10 protein-coding genes are annotated in these 20,137 nt (G+C 38.5%); all 10 read right to left on the bottom strand.

Features of this window, described 5'->3' with window-relative positions:
* Positions 1-149 precede the first annotated feature (149 nt).
* Positions 150-3,290, bottom strand: a complete 3,141-nt coding sequence (gene lacZ, locus OZP13_RS08315; protein WP_281299314.1) for a beta-galactosidase, LacZ type — start codon at positions 3,288-3,290, stop codon at positions 150-152.
* 31 nt (positions 3,291-3,321) lie between these two features.
* Entirely contained in the window at positions 3,322-4,194 is an 873-nt protein-coding gene (locus OZP13_RS08320; RefSeq protein WP_281299315.1) for an inositol oxygenase family protein, read from the bottom strand.
* Positions 4,195-4,321: 127 nt separating this feature from the next.
* Complete coding sequence (locus OZP13_RS08325) at positions 4,322-8,353, bottom strand: hybrid sensor histidine kinase/response regulator (RefSeq protein ID WP_281299316.1); 4,032 nt, start codon at positions 8,351-8,353, stop codon at positions 4,322-4,324.
* A 53-nt stretch (positions 8,354-8,406) separates the two neighbouring features.
* Positions 8,407-10,230, bottom strand: a complete 1,824-nt coding sequence (locus tag OZP13_RS08330) for a metallophosphoesterase family protein (RefSeq protein WP_281299317.1) — start codon at positions 10,228-10,230, stop codon at positions 8,407-8,409.
* Between the two features lie 19 nt (positions 10,231-10,249).
* Positions 10,250-11,836, bottom strand: coding sequence for a glycoside hydrolase family 28 protein (locus tag OZP13_RS08335; RefSeq protein ID WP_281299318.1), 1,587 nt, complete (start codon positions 11,834-11,836; stop codon positions 10,250-10,252).
* Between the two features lie 247 nt (positions 11,837-12,083).
* A complete protein-coding gene (locus tag OZP13_RS08340; protein WP_281299319.1) occupies positions 12,084-12,932 on the bottom strand; it encodes a DUF4861 family protein in 849 nt (282 codons plus the stop codon).
* Positions 12,933-13,014: 82 nt separating this feature from the next.
* Positions 13,015-14,811, bottom strand: coding sequence for a hypothetical protein (locus OZP13_RS08345; RefSeq protein WP_281299320.1), 1,797 nt, complete (start codon positions 14,809-14,811; stop codon positions 13,015-13,017).
* A gap of 39 nt (positions 14,812-14,850) precedes the next feature.
* Positions 14,851-15,417 carry a hypothetical protein gene (locus OZP13_RS08350; RefSeq protein ID WP_281299321.1) on the bottom strand — a complete coding sequence of 189 codons (567 nt, stop codon included), beginning with the start codon at positions 15,415-15,417 and terminating at the stop codon, positions 14,851-14,853.
* 6 nt (positions 15,418-15,423) lie between these two features.
* Complete coding sequence (locus OZP13_RS08355) at positions 15,424-17,682, bottom strand: GH92 family glycosyl hydrolase (protein WP_281299322.1); 2,259 nt, start codon at positions 17,680-17,682, stop codon at positions 15,424-15,426.
* Positions 17,683-17,759: 77 nt separating this feature from the next.
* Positions 17,760-20,078: a GH92 family glycosyl hydrolase gene (locus tag OZP13_RS08360; RefSeq protein WP_281299323.1), complete on the bottom strand. Its 2,319-nt coding sequence runs from the start codon at positions 20,076-20,078 to the stop codon at positions 17,760-17,762.
* Positions 20,079-20,137: the final 59 nt, after the last annotated feature.

Raw genomic sequence — 20,137 nt, forward strand, 5'->3', positions numbered from 1 at the left:
GTGTATTTCAATTATTGATCTCCTTCAAAAAAAATCAATAATTTTAGCATTATTTTTTTATGACACATCGATACAATTTGGCATAAGTATGACAGGATGATTGTTTTTGGAACAATCTCCATTTTGTATCAGTACCATGCTTTAATTGGCTATTCTATTGGTTTTATGACAAATCCGTAGCTGTATTCATTTTGTTTCAACAAATAGGGTTCGTGTGGATATTCGCCCCAACTATTGTCTCCTCCCAATCCACGCTGGGCTAAATCGACACAAACCACGACCTCGTTTCTAGGAGTGATATCGCTCAAGTGTTGGTTCTTTTTGGATAATCCCGGGTCGAAATCACTTGGATAATTATTCAAAGTACTCACACACAAAGGCTGCAATCCCTTTATTTCAAGACCTTTGCCGTCACTATTTAAAAGTGTAAACCAACGAACATCCGTTTTATATCCATTCTCTTGCGGACGGGTGTAAGGCACATATTGGTCTGCCACTTTACTTTTATAAATCCCTTTGAGCGCCGATTCATTCCTGTCCGGATAATTTTCCCAAGGGCCTCTTCCGTAATAATCCAGATTTTCCAGAGCCTTTTTAAGAGAGAAAATCATCCCGAAACGCGGCATGTCCGGCAATGGAGCATTTCCTTTTTTATAAGACGGTTGCACTTCCAAAGACCCGTCATTCCCCAACGAATATTTGATGGTGTAATCCGAAAAAACATCGTTCAGTTTCATTGTTGCCACAACACAAGTTTTTCCATTTTCCTCCACCACTTGAATCGTTTCCAATGTGCAATTCTTGCCTGCCGCTCTCCATACATTGTTTCTCATTGGCATTTTATTACCAAAATCATTGTCTGTTGGTGCTCTCCAAAAATTGGGTTCCGGATATTGATTGAAATATTCCTGTCCTTTTGAACTGTAATGTGAAATCAAACCCGTCTTTTTGCTGATCTTGACCACAACATTATTGGCACTCAAAACAAATTCTTTTGATTCTTCTTTAATGTTTGAAGATGGTTTTACGAATTCCGGTTTCGCAAAATAATTTCCACTTTCTATGACAAATTGTTCCCTGGCAATTTCAAAATTCTGGGGCAACAATTCCGATCCTGTTTTAGTATAGGCAAAAACATTCAACAGATATTCAACACCCGGTTTTGATGACAATTTTGGCAAATCGATTTTAAATTGTTTTTTTGATTTTGGGTTTAAAGTGACGGCAATTGTACCTTCTTTTATGGACTTTCCGTTTTCCAACACTTGGTATTTGAAATTGTATTGATTCAAATTGGTAAAGCCAAAATCGTTTATGATTTCAATCACGCCATTTTTGACATCGATGGCTTGAAACAAAATATCCTGATAGACTTTTTTCACTTCGAATGCTCCCGGATGTGGCGTTCTGTCTGGCCAAACCAATCCGTTGTGACAAAAATTTTCGTCATTGGTATAATTCTGGCTTCCCAAATCGCCTCCATAAGCCCAATAGTGGCGTCCTGCTTCGTCTTTCATTTCGAATCCTTGATCTACCCAATCCCAAATAAATCCGCCTTGCATATTTTTGCTGCCGCGAATAATATCCCAATATTCCTGAAAATTTCCGCTGCTGTTCCCCATGGCGTGCGAGTACTCACACATAATAAATGGTCGGTCCACTTGCTTGCGTGCCGCATATTCTTTCATATAGGCAATTGTTGGATACATCGGGCAAACAACATCTGTATTTTCGTTTTCCTTTGCTTGCTCAAACTGAACCAATCGGGTTTTATCCCTGTTTTTTATCCATTTGTAAGCATCATGAAAAACCGATCCATTCGCACTTTCATTTCCTAATGACCAAATGATTACAGAAGGTGCATTTTTGTCCCTTTCGACCAAACTATAAATTCTGTCCATATGGGCTGCGTGCCATTCCGGAAGATGACCAGGATTAGTTTTTGGGTTCATGAAACTTTGACCTTCCACTCCCATTCCATGGCTTTCGATATTGGCCTCGTCCACTAGAAATATTCCGTATTTATTGCACAATTTTACCCATAACAAATTGTTGGGATAATGACTGCAACGCACCGAATTGATGTTTAGTTGTTTCATCATCTTGATGTCTTTCATCATGGTCGCTTCATCTTGATAATGCCCCGTTACGGGATTGTGCTCGTGAATATTCACGCCATGCACCATTATTCTGACTCCGTTTACCAATAATTGTCCACTCTTCAATTCTACTTTTCGGAATCCTATTTGGGTGGAAACAGTTTCTATTATAGTTCCTTTTTCACTTTTTAAAGTAAGCAGCAAAGTATATAAATTAGGGGCTTCGTTGCTCCATAATTTTGGATTGGAAACATTTTGGGCAATGTTGACTGTTTGGGTTTTATTGGCCGCAAAATTGACTTTTAAATCTTTGACAAAAATATATTTCCCTGAAGCATCGACTAATTTGGCTTCCAGTTTTTGATTATTTATGGCTGCAGAAGTCAGGTTTTTCAAATTAACTTCTACATTTAAACTTCCGTTTTTGTAATTGGAATCCAAATCGGGCTTTGCAAAAAAATCAGCAATGCGAATGTCGTTGGTGCTATACAAATAAACATTTCGGTCAATACCTGAAAGTCTCCAGAAATCTTGGTCTTCGAGATAAGAGCCATCGCTCCATCTATAAACTTCAACGGAAACATCATTTTTTCCCGGCTTTAGATAGTTGGTAATGTCGAATTCGGCAGGACTTTTGGTGTTTTCCACATAGCCCGCTTTTTGGCCGTTAATCCAAATGTACATGGCCGAAGTTCCTGCTTCAAAATGAAGATACACATGACGATTATTCCAATTATCAGGCAAAACAAAACCTCTTTTGTATGAACCAACAGGATTGTCGGAATGGTTGATAAAAGGAGGATTCCTTTCGAAAGGATACGTAATATTGGTGTAAATTGGAATTCCAAAACCATTCAATTCCCAATTGGACGGCACTTGAAGTTCCTTCCAGTTTGTAGTGCTGAAATCTGGTTTATAGAAATCTTTTGGACGCTGATCCGGTGTTGGCGACCAAGAAAATTTCCATTTTCCATTCAATGAAAAATACCAAGGAGAACTGTCATAATTATCGCTTATGGCCGATGTTTCGTCTGCATAAGGAAGAAATGCCGCTCGTGCCGGTTCCCGATTAATCTGGAATACTTCCGGGTTTTCCCAATCGTTTCCACTGTTTTTTTCTTGAGCCGAAACAGTTGTCCCATAAATGGCGAACAGGCACAATAAAAGTATTCTGGTTTTGATTTTCTTCATTTATTTTTATTCTCGTTATCGTTTTTATTTTTTAAAAACTGAGTTTCTCCGGCAAATATTTGGCCACTAATTCCTTGTAATAAGGAAGCAAAGCTTTCACGTCTGGCTTTACTGGCGCCTTTGTATATAAATCATACGGATTGAACTTTTTGACCCATTCAAACATTTCCACGTCTTTCTCATTCATTAAATGAGCATAGGCATTTTCTCTGTGTTGCGCGTAAAACGAATGGTATCGAATCATGTACAAAGCGGGTTCAGGCAAATAATCCCTCATGATTTGATACAGATATTCGTCATGTCCCCAACTCATTTTCACTTTGTCGAGTCCACAATTTTCAGAATAAATTCCCAATTTGGTATTGAATCGCTCATCTGTGTAATCTGGATTTTCCTTGAAAAATTCAGGGTAAACAATCTTGTCCGAATAAGCGCAACCCACCGGAAAGGTATCTCCCACCACTGCCCATTGCGGTTCTCCAAACAGGCACAGAACTTTTCCCAAATCATGCAAAAAACCCGTAAGCACAAACCAATCTGGATGTCCATCAGCACGAATTGCCTCGGAAGTTTGTAAAAGATGTTGGGTTTGGTCTAAATCGATGTCCGGATCACTGTCGTCAACCAGCGTGTTCAAAAAATCGACCGCTTCCCAAATAGACATTTGTTTTTTATTGAACTGCAGGAATTCCTCCTCTTTGCTGCATACAAAATCATAAGTTTGATAAGTGTGATTCATTCTGTAAAACTCCTTAACAGTTTCAACCCTTTCAGAATCGACATAATTCCTGAACTCTTCCTTTTCTTTTACATTTTCTGTTGGATCCGGATAACGTCTCAATAAATCATCTTCCCATTCGTCCAAATTTTTCAGCGGCTTATCCGTATCGATTATCTTTTTCATAACAATTAATTAAAGTTTACAAGACAAAAATAGAATAACAGCCAGCAAATGAAATGGACTAATCCATCAAAAATATGGATAGATTTTATTTAATGATGATTTCATAACACTAATAAAACATTAGATATTAATTGATTAACTTGCTTGGCGGAAAACCAAACTGTTTTTTGAAACATCGACTGAAATACAAGGGATCGTTAAAGCCTACCAAATCGGTTACTTCGGAAACATTGTATTTTTTTGTTTTCAGCAGTTGTGCAGCTTTTTTCAAACGTATGGTTCTAATGAATTCATTCGGGGCCAAATCGGTCAATTCTTTAATTTTTCGGTATAATTTTGAGGAACTGACTCCCAATTTATCACACAGGAATTCTGTTGACAATTCCAGTTCGCTTATATTATCGTTTATTAAATTCGTGACTTTTGCCATAAAATCTTCGTCAATGGGAGAATGGGTCAGCAAACCTATCTTGCTTTCGACTTCGCCGGAGAATTTTGCCTTTAATTCCAATCTTGATTTAATCATGTTCTCGATGATTGTTTTAAGTAACGAAGGTTCGAATGGCTTTACTACATAGCCATCGGCACCAACGCCATATCCTTTTACCTTGTCATCGTTTTCAGAAAGAGCCGTTAATAAAATAACAGGAATGTGGCTTATAAACTCGTCATTTTTTAGTTCTCTGCAAAAATCGAGACCATTCATTACCGGCATCATGACATCGGCAACACACAGGACGGGTTTTATTTGGCGGCAAATTTTAAGTCCTTCCTCTCCATTTTCGGCATCATAAACCTTGTAATAATCGGATAAATAATCGACCAGATATTTCCGGAGTTCCGTATTGTCTTCCACAACCAATATTTTTTGTTTCAACTCGGTGTTTTGAAGTATTTTCTTGATCGACTTTTCAGGAAGAGGCATACTTTGATTGTCGTTTTTCAAAACATATTCGAATACTTCCTTGTCATTATAAAAACTGCGGTCAATTGGTATTTCAACCGTAAAGATACTTCCCTTGCCGGGCGTACTTTCCACTCTTATGATTCCCTTATGAAGTGCCACCAACGATTTTACCAACGACAAACCAATCCCTGATCCGGTATTGTGTTCTTTGCTGTTGGTCACTTGATAAAAGCGCTTGAAAATTTTTTCTTGGCTTTTCAAAGGGATTCCTATCCCGTTGTCGCTCACTTCAACAACCAATAATCCATCAACTCCGTCTTTCAGCCTGATAAACATGTCTACATTGCCATAGTTATCGGTGAACTTCAAGGCATTGGACAAAAGGTTGTACAGGATTTTATCGTACTTGTCATTGTCTATCCAGCCCGTTATGTCTTCGTTTTCAGTATTAAAATTTAAAGTGATGTTTTTGTTGTAAGCCAGTTCTTCAAAGGAATCAAAAATATTCTTGGAATAGGCTACAATGTCTGTTTTGGAAACTTTGAGTTTTAATTCTCCTGCTTGTGCTTTTCTAAAATCGAGTACTTGGTTGACCAAGTTTAGCAATCTGCTGGCGTTTTGATGAATCAAATTAAACCTGCTTTTTTGATATTCGGTTGCATTTTCGTCCTCCATCAATTGTTTGGCTGGGCCTAAAATTAGGGTTAAAGGCGTTCTCAATTCGTGGGAGATATTGGTAAAAAACCGCAGTTTTTCATTGTTTAATTTGATGTCATGTTCTCGATTTACTTTTTCAGTCAGTAATTCTTGTTTTAATCGGATGCGATTTCTAACTTCTCTTTTAACAAAATAAAAAATAAAAAACAATAACACCAAAAACAACAACAATGCCGTTGGTGTCAACCAAAATGGAGGCAAAACCTTTATTTGATAAGAAGCCACCTTGCTCCAATGTCCATCACTGTTACTGGACATAATTTTAAACACGTAATTCCCAGGATAAAGGTTGGTATATTGCACCGTTCTCGAATTGCTGTTGGTGGTGATCCAATCCTTGTCGAAACCCTCCAGCATGTATTGAAACTTGTTCAGTTTTTCGTTTGCAAACGATGGAACCGAAAATTGGAGCGAAAAATTTCGGTTTTTATAATCCAATTCAATTTTTCTGTCGTAATTAAAATCTTTGACCAATGGAACTTGTCCGTTGATTTCCATTCCGGGAAACACTTCTTCGTTCTGGATTTTGAATTCCGTAATAATAGGTGTGGGTGACCAATTATTTTTTTTCATGGTATGGGGCGAAAAATAAATAATGCCGTTTTTGCCCCCTAAATAAATTTTTGAGTCCTTAAAACTAAAAAAACCACTGGAACTAAAAACATCCAATCTATTGCCACTATTGACATAGTAAACGTTAATGTCTTTTAAATCTGCTCTTATCCATGCAATACTGTTGTTGTTGATATTTAGCCATAAATCTCCGTTGGCATCCGTCAACATGTCCGTAATCCACTTTCCCGAGAGTTCCTTGAGATGTGAAATGGGTTTGAAAGTGTTTTTTGAAGGCTCATAAACACACAAACCATAACGGGTAGAAGCCCAAATCGTACCTTTTTTGTCTATCATGACATCACTGACATTATCGTCATAAGGCATCCCATTTTCTTTTTTGGAAAGCGATTTATAGGTTTCTATTTTGCCGGATGTACTATTGTATCGCACCACACCGGTTTCTGTGGCAAACCAAATATTGTTCTTGTTGTCCTTTTCTATGGCATTGATTTGAAATCCGGGCAATAATTTGCCTTTGGAAACTTGAACTTCTAAAGTATTCGTATTTAAAACAACAGCACCTTCACCAAAAGACCCCACCATCATCGTTTGTGGACCAATCCTGCAAAAAGCAAACAAAGCCGAGGATTCAAAGCCCAAACTAATCTCTTTTGAAGCATTTGTAGCGTAATTATAAACCATCAAATTACCATTCCAAAGTCCGCAATAAAAAATCTTTCCATCCTCCGAATAAATACTGGCGATATCCTTGTCGCTATTATACAAAGGCTTAAAACCATTGGCATTGGAGATAAAAAGTCCGTTGTGGCTGGTGGCAACAATTACTTTTTCGTCATAAGTTTTGGCAAAACCTCTTATGCGGGGAGCTTGATTGCCTATATAACGGGAGATGTCTTTGATGAGCGTGAACTGGTTTTCGTAAGGATCGTATTTATCCAGTCCGTCTTCTGTTCCTATCCAAAGCACTCCGGATGCATCAAAATACAAAGCCGAAACCAAATTATCGACTATGGAAGTGTCTTCCGACAATACCGAATAATACCATTTGTAATCCCCTTTTTGGATATCTTCCAATTGCTTGCAGACCAACAATCCTCCTAAAGTACCCACCCAATATTTACCATCCGGTGCTCGGGCCACCGACAAAAAATACGGTCCCAAACTTCCCCTAATTTCCTTGTTTTCGATATACAAATTTACAAATCGATCGTTTTTTTTGTCTAATTTGTAAAGTCCTTGACGTGTTCCCACAAAAATATCGGACTTGGCATCTTCATAAATAAAATTGACGTAAGGATTCTTCGCAGTAGAATTTGGAACAAAGAGTGTGTAATCATTGATTCTCACGATGGCGCCTTTAGAGTCCATGGTGATTTTGGCCACGGATCCTTTTTCATAACTACCAATCCAGATATTCCCTTTCTTGTCTTCAAAAATTTCTTTTACATAATCAAAACCCCTGATTGGAATTTTTTCAAACCTATTTTCTTTCAAAAAAAACATGTAAAGTCCCTTGGTTTTCGTGCCAACCCAAACCCTTTTGAATTTGTCCACATAAACCGATCGAATCTCTTCTTCCGGCAAACTGTTCGGGTCGTCTTTTTTGGAAAAAAAAGTGGTAAAAACTTGGGTATCCAATTTAAAAAGGGTCAAACCTTTTCGGGTTCCTATCCACAAGTTGTTCGATTCTTCATCCAGTTCCAATGCCGTGATGTCGTCATTGTACAATTTATTGGCACTGGCCGAAGAACTCATGTAATTCTTGAATTGATAGCCGTCAAAACGATTCAATCCCGAGAAAGTTCCCAACCATAAAAAACCTTTTTTGTCTTGTACAATATGCCTCACGGAGTTGTGCGACAAACCATTGTTGTCATTGTAATGCGTGAATTTTATATTCTGGGAATGAGAATAAAAAGTGATTAAACTAAAGAATAATAATAAAAAATTCGGTTTCATAAAATGAATTATAGATGCAATTTACTGTTTTTAAACCAATAAACTTAACTCCATCAAGGATTTATTCGGTCTATTTGGTTTGTATTCAAGTTGATTTTAAAATGATTTGAAGGTTGTCCTTTCATTGTTTTTTGGACTATTTTTGCCCATAAAACAAATTGTGCATTGCCTGATTTTTCGAGTTGTTCGCAAACTATTTGGTATTGTTTCAATCTATTGTTGCCTATTTCCGGTAAGGCCAATTCATCGGCGTTTTTCAATCTGTAAAAGTCGAAAATCATGTCAAAACCAGTCCAGGATTCAAAATCGTGAATGGTCAAATTATTGGATGATAAGGCTGCTTCAATTTCTAAATTATTCTTGTTGATTTGCAATAAATCCTTGCCGGAAAGTTTTAAGATGGAAGCCAAAAACGCAACGGGAAAATCTTCGGGCAAAAATCGAAGCCGCACTAATTCTTTCAAATGCCAAAGCGTGAAATCCTCATAATCTTTGGCTTTCAGAATATCTTTGTTCCAAATACTTTGACTTTTTATGTTTTGCAAATGGGCATATTCTTCTTCATAAAAAGGAAACAAACTGCTGAACTTTGGAACCGAACTAACCACGACCGTTTCTATCTCCACTTCTGAATTGGAATGAATGGTCAGTATTTTATAAGCCGGTTTATAGGCCGCCAACGAAGGTGTTTGGATATTGAACAAGGTATTGCCTTTTGCCGTTGTTCGCACTCCCGTATCGTTGATGTGCATGTGTCCGCCAAAATGGATTTGGATGCCCGCATCGGCAAATGTTTGGGCCACCTCTTCGTTGGGCACTCTTTCGAGTTGCATTTTATTGGAACCAAACAACAATTTCATTTCCGGTGAGGCATCATCATTAAAATCGACCATTGGGTAATGGCTGAAGGCTATCAATATTTTTCCTTTTTGTTTCGCTTCCGCCGCGACTTTTCTGACCCAATTGATCAAATGATTTTTATACAAAAACACGTTGTTGTATCCAATGCTGGCTCCAGAAAAATCGTGGGGATTATCAATCAAACCCGACAACTTTTCGTTGGGAACATAGGCATTCGCATCTATCGCCAAAAGCCAAATTCCCTTGATGGGTTCAACCAAATAACTGGCGTCTGGAAGGGATAAATTGGTATTTTTAAGACTGTAAATTCTTTTTTGTAATGCAGATTCTGCCAAAGCCAGATCAAAATTATAGCTTTCGTACCCATAACTTGAAAAAGGAGTTTCCCAATACAAATAGCTTTTTTGGGGAAAGAAACCGAAACCAGCCATTTCATTCAAGGTTTCTTTATAACCCCAGTTTTTGATGTCGGAAGTGATGATGGGTTCCAATTCGTGTTCGTCCGAGTTGGTTTTTGAACTGCTGATAATTTGTTCTTTTCCGTCCTTGCCCAAAAAATCGGTTTTGGCGGCTTCTTGGGAAAAAGGTCTTACCACGTCGTGATTTCCTGTTGTCACGAAAAAAGACATTCCGTGTTTTTTGGTGTATTCGTCCAATATTTTTCGCAATCCCCTGACGTGAATAGGTTGTCCGTCATCGCTAAAATCGCCCGGAAGCACCACTTGTTTGATTCCTCTTTTTGAAATGTCGTTTAAAGCTTCAATAAAGGCAAAATAGTTTTCGTTGAAAATTCGGGTGGAATGCAATTGCGAATTCATCGTTCGGATATTGGCATATTCACCCGTTACCGGATTTTTGATTCCTTGGTACTTATTGTCTTGAAATTTCCCAAAAATATCCTGTAAATGAACATCGGCAATAAAAGCAATTTGTACCTTTTTTTGATCTGTTTGCTGTATCGATTTACAAGCAGATAAAAAAAGCAGTAGCAGTATAAAACCCGATATTCTTGACATATAACTTTATTTTTCTAAATTATTTATTCTGGATTTTTAATTTTTGATTTACTAATTCTTCATCCAAAGTTGATGAAGTCACCGCTTTTAAAACGACTTGACTGCTTTTCTCTTTTGGTAAATCAATTTGTGTCATTTTCAAATTTTGAACATCATCAAAAACAAAGGCAGGCCTGAAATCAGTATCGTCTAAAGTAATTTTGATGTTTTTGAAACTAATTCCATTGACGTGTCGCACATAAAAACCATAAGCCGGCAATTCCCCAAACATCGAAAATTCTGGATAGTCTTTTGCGGCTTCCGGCACTTGATTCAAGCGGCTTAACGGAATATACGCCATTCCTTTAGTGGCTCTACCAGGATACGAAATAGTAATGTTTTCAAGACTTACATTTTCTATTTTGTATCCTGGAATCCCAACAATTGACGATGGAAATGGATTGTGGAAAAAATCGACTTCCGGCCCTCTTAAATCGTAATTTATATCCGGTCGCCCAAAAGGCACTTGCACATTTATATTTTTGATACTCAGATTTTTGATGCTTCCGGGTTTGTCACCGCTTCGTTGTCCCAAGCGAATAAAAATGGCATTCCCAGTATTTACGGCATCGATGTTCGAAACATCAATATTTTCTATAATCGCACCGTCAACGGATTCTATGGCAATAGCCGATCGAAACGTGTCGTAAACCTTGATGTCCTTGATGACAACATTTTTGAATCCACCAAAGGAAGCTGTGCCAAATTTTATCGCACTGGCACTGGATTTAATGGTACAATTGGCAATATAAATCGAATCGTTGGAATATCCCGGATAGTATGATTTCAAGCAAATACCGTCATCGGCAGCGTTGATGTCGCAATTGACCACCTTCACATTCTTGCAATCCGTGATGTCTATGCCGTCATTGTTCCAATACGAGCGATTGACGATGGTCAACTTATCCAGAGTAAGATTAGAACACAACTCGAAAGACAAACCCCAACAGGAAGCTTCCCCTACTTTCAAACCTTCGATTAAAACGGAATCACATTGCGAGAAGCGAAACAATTTGGGTCTCATCGTTTCATTGGGCCTGTTTCTACGAAGGTTGTATTTTGGATCTATGGCAACGCCGGCGTGATGAAGACTGTCGATATTCAACGCCAATTGCAAACCTTGTCCGTCAATCGTTCCTTTTCCCTTAATGGCGATGTTGTTTGCTTTATTGGCCAAAATTAAAGCCATTTGTGAATTGTCGTCGGCTTTGGGTGAAATTGGTCTGCCGACAAAAGCCATATTCGAATAATCCTTGGGATTGGTGCTTCCCAACAAGACCGCTTCTTCTTCAAAATACAGGCCCACGTTGCTCTTCATTACAATGCTGCCGGACAAAAAACGGCCTTTTGGAAAAATTACTTGTCCCCCTTTATTTTTAAAAGCGGCATCAATTGCTTTTTGAATGGCTATCGTATTGACGGTTTTGCCGTCTGCTTTTGCTCCATAATTCGTAATTAAAAACTCCTTTGGGTTTTTGGTAGTTTTTTGTGCTTGGCTTTCAAAACCAAACAAAAAAAGACTCATTAATAAAGCAGTAAAAATCAGTTTCGGATTTATTTTCAACATTGCATTTCAATAACATTTAAATTAAATCATTTTTAACACAAAAATCTAACAATCAACAAAGTAAATCAATTAATTCAATCATTTTCACCTAAAAAAAAGCAAAAAAAGAGTACACAGATGACACCGATTGATTAAATAAAAAATTGATTTTCAACTTTCAATCCCTTAAAATTCGTTTCATCTGTGCACTATTTTTTGCTTTTCAGTATTTCAAAATCCTACAAAAAATAAAGCGCCATTTTTTGCCTTATTTGATGTAAGCTTCCAATTTATCCAAAGTATTTATTTCAGTTTCCCTGGCACAAGCCGACACTATTTCGGTCGCCAAGTGTTTTGTTGGTTTTGAGATCAATAAATACTGTTTTCCATCATCGGAATTTTTCACGTAATCTTTAGGATTATATCTTATGGCCGCGCCCACTTCAATAATCTCGGCAGCCACGTCTTCAGGATGTTTCCCCCAAACGGCGATATAATTCGCTCCTTTTTTGGTTTCGAAACCTTTAAAATAATTCACTCCCGTAACAAACTGGACTTTTTCTCCACTTAAACTAAAAGCTTCCACTTTAGCCTCTCTTTTGTCGGAAAACACGGTTACACGAACCATGATGTCCACTTTTTTTCCTTTGTAGGAAACTCCTTTGGAAATCATTTCCATCCATGAAGTCGTATCTGTTTTTCCAACACGAGCCAAACGATTGGTTACTGGATTCAACGGAACCACTTTTGCTCCGTCCCAAAGGCGTACACCGCCCAAACCTACCGTAGCTCCAACTTTATAATAATCTGCTCCCCATCCTTCTTTTTGTTGTTCCGGTGTTGGATACCAATGGGCTTGTTTCAACTCCAACCCTTGTTTTGCTTTATTGTAAACGTCGATGGCCACTTTATCGCTAAAATAGATTCTCAATGCCATCCATTGGTTTTCGACTGCTGGTCCATGATGCCCAATTACGGAGTACAAATCACCCGATTCTGAACCAATATCAGTCAAATAACTTATTTTTTCGGCCTTCATGTACAAACTGGTGTCTGTATTATTTTGTCCAAAACAAGTACAACAAAACAGCAAAGCAGCCATAAATGATAATTTCATAATTTCAATTATTTATTGATTAAACTTAATTTTCCGTAAAATTAAGTAAACTTTCTGCAATGCTGGAAGAATTCTTGCATTATTAAGAAATCGTCATTTTGTGATGAAAAGGCGTGAATCCCGTAATGTAAACGTGCACTCCATCAGTGCGCAAAGTTCCTTGATGATAGGTATATTCTTCGCTGTCCAAATTATTTATGCTGCGATGTTCCACCTTTCCAGGTCCAAACTGAATGGTATCTGCTCCCATAGCCAATTGACCCAGTCCCGAATTCAAAAAATAATTACCTTTTTCGTCCTTTTCGGCACCCGTTATCGTACTTCCTTCTTTAAAACACATTTCTATGGTCACTTCAACATTGGGTGGGCCATCCACTTTAAAATCTATATCTAAAGAACCATTATTTTCAGTAACTTCAATCACGGTAATTTGTGTTTTTACATTGCTTTTTGTTCGGGAACCAAATTCCATTTTATTCCAAAATCGTCCATCCTGTGAAGGCGACAAGGTATAATCGGCATCGGCTTTGCGGAATTCTGGCGCTAGAGGCTGGTAATAATCCCCTTCCTTGGTTTCTATCAAAATGTATTTATTTCCTTCTTTAACCATGCCGTCAGCACTGAAATAGCCCAACCTGAAAAACGAAGTCGAAAGACGCATGTATTTCAATATTGCCTCGCCCTTTCGATACGTCAAAAAGTTGGGATTGGACGATCTGCCGGAAACAATCATTACCGGTTTATCATTACCACCAAAAAGTGTTATGGCAGTTTTATCGCGCCTTATTCTGGCCAAATTCGATAATGCAAAAAACTTCTCATAATTATGCTCCACATTGGCGACAGCCGGAAGTGGCTGCTGAAGTTCTCTGTTTTCCATAAAAAACAACAACGAACCCGATAGTGTATCGGTAGTGAAATCAGGAAGATTTTCGATCAATTTAGCCATATAAACAAAGATTGGATTGCCGGTATGAATGGCCATATAACGGTATTGCAAATAATATTTCGAAACGTTGATGTCCATGAATTGATCCTGCCTTCTGGAATCAAGGGTAACCAAATCGCCGTTGGGTTCTGTGTGATAATAATAGGCAGTCAGGTTTTTTTGAACGATATCCAATAATTCCGGTTTGTTCAGCAACTTTGCCATAGTAATCAATGCTTTGTCGATAACCCCTGAGTAAACACCACTTCTTTCCGAATAATGTCCATCGGCATCGATATAAATTCCTTCAGCCAGCCATTGTTCAATTCTTCGAACATATTTGGCATCCGGATACAGGGAATTGATGTTGGCCAAAGCCGCACTAACCACCCATCGGTGATTGGGTGTATGCACGCCTCCGGTTACCATAGCTTCTCCTGCATTGACAATAAAGGTTTTGAATTTATCCCTTAAACCATCTAAATCTTTCTGTTTTTCCAGATTCAACACTGCCGCTGCAGGGCAAATATATTCCAAAATAAAGGCGGTATCTGGAGGTGATTGACGGTTTCCTCCGGCATCCAATGTACCATCGGGATATTGCTCCTTCAACATTACATCCATTAACTGATTCAATTGCTCAGCTACAACTTTGGACTTGTAATATACCGATTCCGAGTGCGAAATCGAAGCAGTCATCACGGTTATGGCTCCTGCCAATGGTCGAAAATTACTGATTCTGATTGTAGAATTTAACATTCCTTTATTCAAAAGACTTTTCACTTTGGCATCATTGTTCAAAAGGAGACTTTTCATCAATTGAACATCTATTTTTGGCTGACTATTGTTTGAAAAAAAATCATTTGCCAAAGCAAAATCACTGACCAAAGCTCCCGCTAATGTCAGTCCTCCTAGTCTGATAAATTTTCCACGACTCATTTGATTTTTCATACTCTTGGTTTCAGTTCGTTAATGAAAATGACATAGCATTTACTTGTCCTCAATTTTTACAAGTGTAAAATTTATTCCCAATGGATTTTTGGTCATTTTACAAATTAATGGGTAATCCGCATTTTTCACGATCCACATTTCGGTTTCATCTATCTGCGCCACCACGTGCAATGTATCAACTGGTTTTCCGTCCAATGCAAAACTGTTTTTATCCGCATTTTCATCTAAAACATAGGTGGTATTATTATAAACAAACTTCTTGTTTTTCAGCAACTCTTGGTAGGCCGATTGTGAAATCATGAAATAAGTTTCCGTTGGTTTCAACGCCAAAACAGGCGCAAATTCTCCTTGGTTAAAACTTAAGGCATTGCCGTTTTTCAATGCTTCGGGCATAATTACAATGCTGCTTTTTACGCCTCGGGTTTCTAAATCCAAAACCAGATTATCATTAGTTATTTTGGAGGTCAAAGTCAAGGTTCTGGTTTGCCCGTGTAATTTACAGACATAATTCAATGCCGTATTATTTTTGATTGTGGGAATAAAACCTTGCGCTGTCGCCAATTGAAAAAGGGAACAAAAAACGATTGTTATAATTGTATTTTTCATCTATGCTTATTTTGTTGGTGGTAAAATAGTAGTTCCCCAAGCCGAAGGTTTTGAATCCATTTCCAATATCAATTCGCCACCTTTAACGAGGTCTTCGTGCAAAATCCAAGCTTGGTTATACAGTTTCCCGTTCAACAAAGCCGATTTGACATACTTGTTTTTATCGCTTAAATTTTTGGCCGTAATCTTGAAACTTTTTCCGTCTTCCAACTGCAAAGTGGTTTCCTTGATTAACGGCGTATTTAATAAATAATAGGGCTGTCCAGCATTGGGATACAACCCCATCATGTGGAAAGCCAACCAAGAGGACATCGCCCCCGAATCGTCATTGCCCGGCAAACCTGCCCGAGAAGTATTGAAATTCTCTTTAATGATTCCCTTGATTCGGTCACTACTCAAATACGGTTTTCCAATCCAATGATACATCGTGGGTGCCAAAAAAGAAGGCTCATTCGATACATCATACAATTTGTTGTCAAAAAAAGTGTCCAATCTTTTTTGGAAAGCCAAATCGCCACCTAATCTACGAACCACTTCGGGTAAATCGTGCGGAATACTCAACGAATATTCCCAAGAAGTTCCTTCATAGAAAAACACGCACCAATGGCACACATACCAAGGCGATTCCGTAATTGTTGGAGTAAATCTAAAGGAAGGCTTTTGAATTTTTGATTCCCCAAAAGGAACATCATCCAACCATTTTCCGGAAGCATCTTTAGGCATAATAAAACCTTTCGTGCCATTATTTTCATAATCGGCTCGCCATAAATTTTTCCAATTATCGGCTTGTTTGATGTATCTATTATAAATATCCAGATGATTCAATCCTTTGGCAACGGTGGCAATATTATAATCGTTGTACGCATAATCAACGGTGCGATTTCCTGCGCGGTCTGTGCCATAAGGAACATAACCCAATCGCAAATAATCCAACAATCCGCCCCTGCCTTCTCGCTCTTCATTGCCTCCCGGAGGAACTTCGGCATCTTTAAGCATGGCTTTCAATGCCAATTCATAATCAATTCCTTTCAAGTTTTTTACAAAGGCATCGGCAATAACGGTTTCGGCATTTGAACCACCTTGAGTTCGACCATTGTCGTTGCCGCTTCTACCTTCCGGCAAATAACCTTCCCGTTTGTAAATGTTCAACATAGCGTTGACAATTTCCACTTGTCGCTTGGAATCAATCAACGTAATCAAAGGGCTGGATGTTCTGAAAGTGTCCCAAATACAATAAAAATCATCGTAATAGGGTTCATTATTCGTCCATAAAGGATTTTCTCCTGTTCGGTTTACCGGCATTATCATCGTGTGGTACAAGCCCGTGTAAAACATTTTTTTGTACTCGTCAGAAGTGTCGGGCGAAAGTTTGATGCGACCCAACAATTGCTCCCATTTGTTTTCCAAAGCCGATAAAACGGCATTAAAATTCCAATGCGGAATTTCCACTTGAATATTGTTTTTGGCTTTTAATTCACTCAAAAAGGAGATTCCAATTTTTACGTTCAACTCTTGTTTTCCATCTTTTCCAAAAGAAAGCAAGGCAGCCGTTTTTTTCCCGGAATCAAATTGAGCCGATTCATTGGCGTAGAATTTACCGTCTTTCCATGTAACATATTTGGCAATGGGTTGGTCGAAAACAGCCCAAAAATAAACCGTATAGGCACGACCGTTGTTCCAACCGCCTCGAATTCGGCTGTAGCCTCTCACTTCGGTATCGGAAACAATTTCGATTTGGGAACCCACAAATTGTTGTGCCTCCCTTCCATCGGGTTCTGGTTGTTCTCCCAAGAAAAATCCCGGGTCAATTTTCAATTCTTTGGACGCATTTTTTGGATATGTAATGCGATAAAACGAAACTTTCTCGGCTGTCGTTATTTCGGTTTTGATCCGGCTTCCTTTGAAAACAGTTTCATAATAACCCAGTTTCACCTGTTCTTCTTCTCTAAATGCAGCTTGGTCCAATTTATCCAAGGCTCCGGAAAAAGGCATGATTTGGATGTTCCCGTATTTGGGACCACCGCCCGTTCCGCTGACGTGAACTTGGCTGAATCCCGTAACTTCCGTTGGTAAAGGCAACCAGCCACTATTGGGTCTCACCGTGCAATCCGGACTTGGTTTTACCATCCCGTAAGGACAGGAAGGACCAATAAACACTCTTCCGTCACCTTCCGAACCAATCATTGGATCCACGTAATTATGCAACTGGTTTTGGGCATTGATCGTTGTCGCAAAGAATAACGATGTCCCTAAAAAAAGTATCATTTTAGTATTCAATTTCATTTTCTTTTATGCTTTGAATTGGTTTGTTTTTTGTCGTTAATTAGTTCAAAAATAAAGTATTATTGCGTTGGTTTATTGGACATTTCCAAAATTAATTCGCCGCCATTTGTAATCTCGTCATGAGAAATGTTAAACTTTTTCACGGCTTTCTTGTTGAAGTTTATGGCATTGACATAAACGTTATCTGCACTATTGTTAAGCGCTTTAATGACGAACTTTTTACCCGGATAATATTTTGGATTCAGTTGAATGGAAACTTCATTGAATATCGGGCTGCCTATTTGGTACACCGGATTTTCATCTGTTCCTCCGTTCATTTGAAACAACCCAATTTTAAGCAGAACGTTCAAGCTTCCCATCAAACCTTGGTCTTCATCACCATTGTAACCGGTGTTGGTCGATAATCCGCTAAAGGTTTCTTTTACCACATTTCTTGTCCAATACTGGGTCAAATCCGGTCTTCCCAACAGGTTGAAAATATTGGAGGTTTGAATTGAAGGCTGGTTTCCAAAATTAATTGGAATCCGACTGTATTCGGGATGCAATTCGGCATCGTGCGAGTTTCCTGAAGTGAATTTCAACTTTTGGGCAGCTTCAAATTGGGTGTTCAATTTTGCCGCCGCTTTTTCTTTTCCTCCCATCAATGCTGCCAAACCGTCGATGTCGTGTGGCACAAACCAAGTGGATTGCGCACCATTCGACTCTATAAAACCATTTTCGTATTGATACGGATCGAAATTTTCGAGCCATTTATCGTCAACATTCTTGGGACGCATCCAGCCTATTGTTTGGTCAAAAACATTTTGATAATTTTTGGATCGAGTCCTAAAATAGTCGTAATCGTCTTGATGATTCAATTTCTTGGCCAATTGTGCCAAAGTCCAGTCCTGATAAGCATATTCCAAAGTCTGGCTGGCACCATCTTGATGGCTTCCAAATTTATTTCCTTCAGGAATTGGATAAGGAACATAGCCTTTTTCCATATAATATTTCAATCCTCCGCCAATGTTGGTATCGTGTTCATAACCCGCTTTTCCCATAATGCCGTTGAGCATGTGGTTCTTTTTGAGAGCCGTGTAAATGGATTCCAAATCGTCTTTTACCAAGCCTTTTTGGATGGCACTGACAATAAAAGGCGTTGATGAAGCCCCGGTCATCACAAAAGTATAATTCCCTCCCGAAGGGCCACGAGGAATCATCCCACCATCTTTATAATATTGCATTAACGAATGTACAAATTCCTCCATTATTTCGGGATAAACGAGTCCCCAAAGCGTGTTAATCGTCCACTGGGCTCCCCAAAAAGCATCCGAATTGTAGTGGTTGAATTTTGGTTTTCCATTTGTATCCAGCGGCAATTGTCCAATCCTGAAGTTTTTTCCCGTATTGTCTGGATAAGCACCATTGGCATCACTGATTATTTTTCGTCCTTGCAAAGCGTGCCATAAGTCTGTGTAAAATCTTCTTTGATCGGTTGCTGTTCCGCCTTCTACTTTAATTCTCCCCAACAAACTGTTCCATTCGGTTCTCGATTCTGCAATTACTTTGTCAAAATCCCAATGGGGCAATTCTTGTTGAATATTAATGTTGGCGTTTTCGACCGATGTATAAGAAATACCGACTTTCATCAATACTTTTTTAGTTGATTGACCTAAAGTGACCAAATAATTTCCTGTGCTTTTATCTTGTTCAATTGATGTTGTTGGCACATTCATCTTGATTTTAAAAAATACTGTCACTGGTTTTGGGCGTCTAAAATTTGGAGTCATTACCAATGTCCCGGAAAGTTCATAATCGTTGTTTTTTTCTAGAGTTCCATTTGTATTGTCGCAAGGCCCCAAAATGGTATTGAGATTAAAAAGGATGGCTTTTTGGGCATTTTCTGGAAATGCATATCTATGAAAACCCACTCTTTTGGTACTGGTCAATTCCGTGGTTATTTGGTATCTTTCAAGTATTAGAGAATGATATCCAGGAGTTATTTTTTCGGTTTCGTGACTGAATTTAGAATAAAAGTCTTTAAATATATTTTTCTTGGACTCTTCAGAAATAGTTACCGGCATCACGGAAAGCCCGGACATTTGCCATTCATGCACATGACTGAAGCCTTTTACGGTATCTGTCGTGTATTTGTAGCCACCTCCCCAATCGCCTTTTATTTCCGTGTCTGGACTCAAACTCGTCATGCCGAATGGACGGTTTGCGGAGGAGAAGAAAAACCAACGCGAATTTTCGGTATCCAGCAAAGGATAGACCTTGTCCACTAATTGTACCTCATCAATAGACGCGGTTTTTCCGGTTTTACATGATACCAAAAAAACAAGGAGAAAGCATATTCCTATTTTTCCCATTTTATGAATTTTGTCTAGTTTAATCATTCTATTCATGTTACAATGTGTGGCTGTTACGGAACTTGAGGAATTCCAGAATATATTCT

The organism is Flavobacterium limnophilum (genome assembly GCF_027111315.2).
Taxonomy (GTDB): Bacteria; Bacteroidota; Bacteroidia; order Flavobacteriales; family Flavobacteriaceae; genus Flavobacterium; species Flavobacterium limnophilum.